At 58.7% G+C, this 5,503-nt stretch carries 4 protein-coding genes; 3 read left to right on the forward strand and 1 reads right to left on the reverse strand.

The window, feature by feature from the left end; all coding sequences use genetic code 11:
• Positions 1-659: 659 nt before the first annotated feature.
• Positions 660-1,061, forward strand: a complete 402-nt coding sequence (locus WCB02_RS26685; protein WP_423962755.1) for a hypothetical protein — start codon at positions 660-662, stop codon at positions 1,059-1,061.
• 8 nt (positions 1,062-1,069) lie between these two features.
• Positions 1,070-1,513, forward strand: a complete 444-nt coding sequence (locus tag WCB02_RS26690) for a hypothetical protein (protein WP_423962756.1) — start codon at positions 1,070-1,072, stop codon at positions 1,511-1,513.
• Between the two features lie 273 nt (positions 1,514-1,786).
• Here WCB02_RS26690 and WCB02_RS26695 read toward each other — a convergent pair whose 3' ends face one another.
• On the reverse strand, positions 1,787-3,619 hold the full coding sequence (locus WCB02_RS26695; protein ID WP_423962757.1) for a long-chain-acyl-CoA synthetase: 1,833 nt from the start codon (positions 3,617-3,619) through the stop codon (positions 1,787-1,789).
• Positions 3,620-3,967: 348 nt separating this feature from the next.
• Here WCB02_RS26695 and WCB02_RS26700 point away from each other — a divergent pair, with 348 nt between their 5' ends.
• Positions 3,968-5,161 carry a DUF2336 domain-containing protein gene (locus WCB02_RS26700; protein WP_423962758.1) on the forward strand — a complete coding sequence of 398 codons (1,194 nt, stop codon included), beginning with the start codon at positions 3,968-3,970 and terminating at the stop codon, positions 5,159-5,161.
• The last annotated feature ends 342 nt before the right edge of the window (positions 5,162-5,503 follow it).

Raw genomic sequence — 5,503 nt, forward strand, 5'->3', positions numbered from 1 at the left:
GGAGCGCCTCCAGGGCAATCTTGGCCTTGAATGCGGCATCGAACTTCTTGCGTGACTTCGTCATATCCGGGCTCCATCGGTTGAGACAGAGCAGGACGCTTCACACCTTAACATCTGGTCCTATTTCTGGGGTCCACTTCATATTTCCTCATGACTTTCATGGGGAATGGAACTACACCATCGCTCCCAACGAGAAGCGTGTCAGAAAGTGACTAAGTCATTTATTTACGAACCCTTAGAGTTGAAGAACAGATTGAGGCGGCGATAGGCAATACCCATCGCAGCGTTGCAGCCGCCGACATCTTTGGCACGCTACATTAAGGAAGCCGGACGGGATGCATGTGTCGAATTCGAACGCGGTCGTTCCGACGTCCGGAATCTGCATGTAGCCCAGCGCATCTCGTGTCCGGCCATCAGCTTTACGATGCGCATACAGCCGGCAGCCTGCTTCCACAGCGCCGCCTGCCTGCCATCGATAAGCTCGCTGCCGGCCCATCATCCGCGATCGCATGGCCGCGGCCACTGGATTTGAGTCAGTTGTGAGGCTTTCGGTTGAAGCCCGCATTCGCTACAAAGACTCTCCTTCCGCGTATCATTTTCGTCGCCGTGGTCCCATTGCTTAGAGCGCCTACGCAGCCGAATCGTCAAGCAAGGCCTTCTTGCAAAACGCGATAGAAGCCAATCATGCCGAGCTAAAAATGGGCCAGATCGCGCAGAAAAATGCGCAAAGCGAAAACATCAAAAAATATGGCCAGAAGCGACGATCGCTCCACCGCCAACCAGAAGGCCATCGAGGCGGCGAAATCGACGACACGGAATGCGCGAGCCTTCACGAGCGGCAACGGTTCGGCGAAATTATCAAAGGCAGCCAGGCCTTTCGGCGCGGCGTCCTTAAATGCCAGGTCAGCTTGTCACCCTCGTGGTCAGCGCTCAGCAATGGCCGGCTACCGCGCCAGCCAGCGTCACGCCTTCGGTTCGGGCTGCCCAAGCCTGGAACTCTTGTTGGGCACGACTATTTACATCAGACGATGCGGCGGCGGCATGAAGCTGATTCAAAATAGGAGTGACCATGCGACTCCTTGCTACAGTGGCAGTCGCCACGTCGATCACTGGACTTGCATTTGCACAGACGCAATCGACTCGACCATCTGCCTATGCGACCATGCCAACCCTACCCTCGGCATTTCCGACCAGCGCGATTAGTCCTTGCTATTCGTCGATCAATCCGACAAGCCCTTGTTACTCCGGCAATCTGTATCTGTCATATTCTGCAATCCCCCCGATCGAATTCTCCGATATGGCACATCGGAAGGTCGCGTTGCTGTTCGGCGCCGACAGCCTCAACGAGCAGGAAGCGACCTCGCGCATTGAAGCAAAGGGCTATTCAAATATCTCGGGGTTGAAAAAGGACAATCACGGAATTTGGCGAGGCAAAGCAACCGTGAAGGACGGCAGGCCTGTCGCCATTATCCTCGATCTGCAGGGCAATATTTACTCCGAATCGAGACCATAGGCTGATGGGTGTTGCCACCAGCCTGATTCGGTTTCCGCGTCGACCGCCTTGCGGACTATGGTGCCGACGAAGATGAAGCATCCCTTTGTCGCATGAGCTCCCGATCGATCCAGCAGTTAGCCTGGTCCGCTGGCTCAAGGTTTTGTGGCGTCCATTTCTCCGCGCTCTCCTGTGTGCTCTAATCCGTCCAAGTCTAAACAGGCCGTTCTTCACGGACGCCCGATTAGGGCGTCAGGCTACTGATGACGCGCAACGCATCGCAGCCGGCGCCCATTATAGCCGGACCGAGCCTTGCATGATCTGCGCATAGACGGTCCTATCCAACGAGCGGTACTCGCCGGATTGCGGATCATGCAAGAACAGCGGATCGGCTACGATATCGGGATCGAAGCCGTCGCGGATCAGCTGCTGCTTCTTCTGCTTGAAGGTTTCGGTGGCGTCGATCGCCGCGCTGATCCGAACGAACAGCGGATGCGCGTAAGCAGGCAGCCGGTCGGCCAGATGATCGGCAAAGGTCTCGAAATCGAAATCCTCGCTGACGACGATCGCCGCCATGCCGGCGCGGCCGTCATTGCCGGCAACGGTCACGCCATAGGTCGTGGCGTCGCGTACCGCCGGACAATCCAGGATCGCTTCGTTGACCTCGCTGGTTGCGACATTCTCGCCCTTCCAGCGGAAGGTATCGCCGAGGCGATCGATGAAGTGGAAAAACCCCTGCTCGTCGAGCTGCATCAGGTCACCGGTCCGAAACCAGGCATCGCCCGTCTCGAACACGTTGCGCAAAATCTTCTTCTCGGTTTCGGCCGTGTCGGTATAGCCCTCGAAACGGCCGCCGCCCGCGTCCGCAGTCCCGATCCGGCCGACGGCTTCACCGATCTCGCCGCGGGCGCAGGCGATGCAGAGCCCGTCTTCCCCGCGAAGCGGAAACCCACGCTCCGCGTCGGTGCGCACGATCGCCGCTGGAAAGCGATGCGCCAACAGCGGCGGAATCCGGCCGATCGCCCCGACCTTGCCCTCGACATTGAACAGCGAGAAATTGCCCTCGGTCGCGGCATAGAACTCCAGGATTCTCGGAATGGCGAAGCGCGCCCGAAAGGCCTCCCAGATATCGCCGCGCAATCCGTTGCCGCAGGCCATCCGCAACCGGTGCCTGGTGTCGTCTTCGGACGCCGGCGCCTTCAACAGATAACGGCAGAGCTCGCCGATATATTGAAACAGCGTGCAGTCGAAACGCACGATATCCTGCCAGAAACTGCTCGCGGAAAATCTGTCCTTGAGCACCACCGAACCGCCCGCGCCCAGCATGCTGCAAGGCGCCACGATGCCGCCGACGGAGTGATACACCGGCAGGCAATCATAGAGCCGATCGTCAGGGCCGGCGTCCATGAGCCCCGCAAACCAGCCGCCCCAGTTCAGAATACGGCGGTGGCTGATGCTGGCGGCCTTCGGCAGTCCCGTTGTTCCCGAGGTGTAGATCAACAGCGCTCGGTCGCCGATCATCACCTCGCGCCGTTCGGTCGGCGACAGTGGACAGCCGTCCAGCTCATCGAGCGCCGCTTCGAGGCTGGCATCGCGGCGCACACCACCATGCCGCCAGATTTTTGCGGCGCGTGTGAGCTGCGCGTGGGCGCCTTCGAAAGCATCTTCGAACTCGGCCGCGACGATGACGTGATCGGCGTTGGCGAGGTTGATGCAATGGGCCAGCGAGGAGCCGACCAGCCTGGTGTTGATCAGCGCCACGACGCCACCGACGCGCGTGATGCCAAGCCATGCCGCGATATAGTCCGGCCGGCTCGGCATCAGCAGGCAGACCGTGCTGCCGGCGGAGACGCCTGACTTGAGCGCCCAGCGGGCATAGCGATTGATGCGATCGGCGAGCGCGCGATAATCGAAGGTTTCGCACTCCGATATCAGCGCTGCGTGGTCGGGCTGTTGCTCCGCCCACTCCGCCACGACATCGGCGAACAATTTTCTCGGATTGGCCTCGATGCGGGATGTCAATTCGATGGCCTTGAGCCAGGCTTTGGCCGCGGACGGCTTGCCGGCCGACGGCCCGGCGTACGAAAGTCTGTTCCCGCTCGATCTCTCGGCGCCGACCGCGTCCATGGCTGCTCCCGGGCGAAATACGGCCTCGGGTATAGGCCGATTGGCGCGAGCGAATCAAGTTCAAGGTCTTCATCTGCGGCCGGAAAGGACGCGCACCTCCCGATCAAGAGCCAGTCGCGCCGCAGGTCGGCCGTCAACCGGTGATCGGCCAAAGCGCCCTTTCGCCATCATTCGAATTGTCACCAAAGCCCGCGAAGGGCGCATATGCGACGAAAAGTGACTGATTTGCCCCCCGATTCATGACAATTTGAATTGTCTGTGAGACAACAGAAGCAATTCATTTTCATGCCCAGTCGGTATCAAGCGATTGTCGCTTTCCAACCTGACATGCCCCACAAGCCGACAGCCATGGCAACAACATTTTCTTCACTCATCGACGAAATCCAGAACACAGTTGTGTCTGGACCCACGAAGCGGCAATTGAGAGCGCTCACGCGCATCACCGATTTGTTTGTCGCAGGCTCTGGCCACTATACCAGACAACAGATCGAGCTATTCGACGAGATATTCAAGACGCTTCTCGAGGTGATCGAATTGAGGACCCGCATCAAGCTCGCGCACCACGTCGCAATCGACCCGAATGCGCCGGCAACGTTGGTTCGAGCATTTTCCCGCGACGACGCGATCGCTGTTGCGGGTCCGATTCTCACTCACTCGACCGCACTTAGCGAGTCAGATCTCGTCCTCAGTGCAAGTACTCAAAGTCAGGAACATCTTCACGCAATTGCGCAGCGTCAAACAATTAGCGAGGCGGTCACTCAGATACTGATTGATCGCGGCGGGCCGATTGTTGTGCATGCTGTTGCTAAAAATGCAGGTGCCCGCATTTCGGACCGCAGCTTTCGCGAACTCGTCGCGCGATCCGGCAATGACGCCGAGCTTGCGCTCCACGTCGGAGCGAGGCCCGACATTCCTCGATATCACTTTTTGAAGCTCCTTGAAACCGCCTCCGCTTCTGTGTGCAGCAAGATCCTCGCAGCAAACCCGCAATTTGCCGATGCCGTGCAGGGCGCGGTGACGGAAGTGATAGACAACATCAATCTAGAGATCCGCAATGCGTCTCGGGAACACGCCAAGGCAAAGCAAAAGGTCAGGCGGCTCAAATACTGGAAGGAACTTGGAGAAGCCAACGTTCATGCGGCGGCTCGCGTGCAGAATTTTGAACACGCGGTGATCGCGTTGTCGATCCTTGCGCGCTGTCCGATCGAGATGGCCGAACGGGCGATACTCGGCGAGAATCCCGGCATGGTGGAAATTATCGCAAAGGCCGCAGGCTGCTCTTGGCCGACGGTCAGGTCCCTCCTGTTGATGAGGGCAGCCGACCGAAGGATGTCCGCGACGGACCTTGATCGAGAGCGCGAAAACTTCGAACGGCTCGAAACTCGAACGGCAAAACGCGTGCTTGAATTTTACGACGCGCGCCGCAAAGCATTCACCGTCGAGAGCAAGTCGATGGTTCCAGAGCCGTCCGCTGGCGCCGCGGCTCTGGCGGGGGCGACTGACGGCGGCGTGAATTCGAGGTCCTATTCGGATCGGATCTGAAGTTGTGTCTGCGAGCAGTGGAACCGGCCGGACGTTCCTCACCGTGAGGTGCCTCCGCCAAGTTCCTGCGTTTACCCTATGCTTAAGCGTGGAACACAGCTGCGCTGAGACCATTGCAATTGGTCCCCGGGAACGGCACAATCCAGAGGCGAGTATCAAGTATGGAGAGAGTCATGGTGCGGCACGGCAAACTCCTGAGCAAGATTGCAGCCTTGATGATTGCTTCGCTGGCATCTGGTCCGGCGATGGCTTCGTTTTTTGTTGATGAGCTACCCGTCGGATACTCCGACAACCTGTTTCAGATCAGCCAGGGTACCTCGTTCCTGGATATCAACATACAGG

The organism is Bradyrhizobium sp. (genome assembly GCF_049581145.1).
Lineage (GTDB): Bacteria > Pseudomonadota > Alphaproteobacteria > Rhizobiales > Xanthobacteraceae > Bradyrhizobium.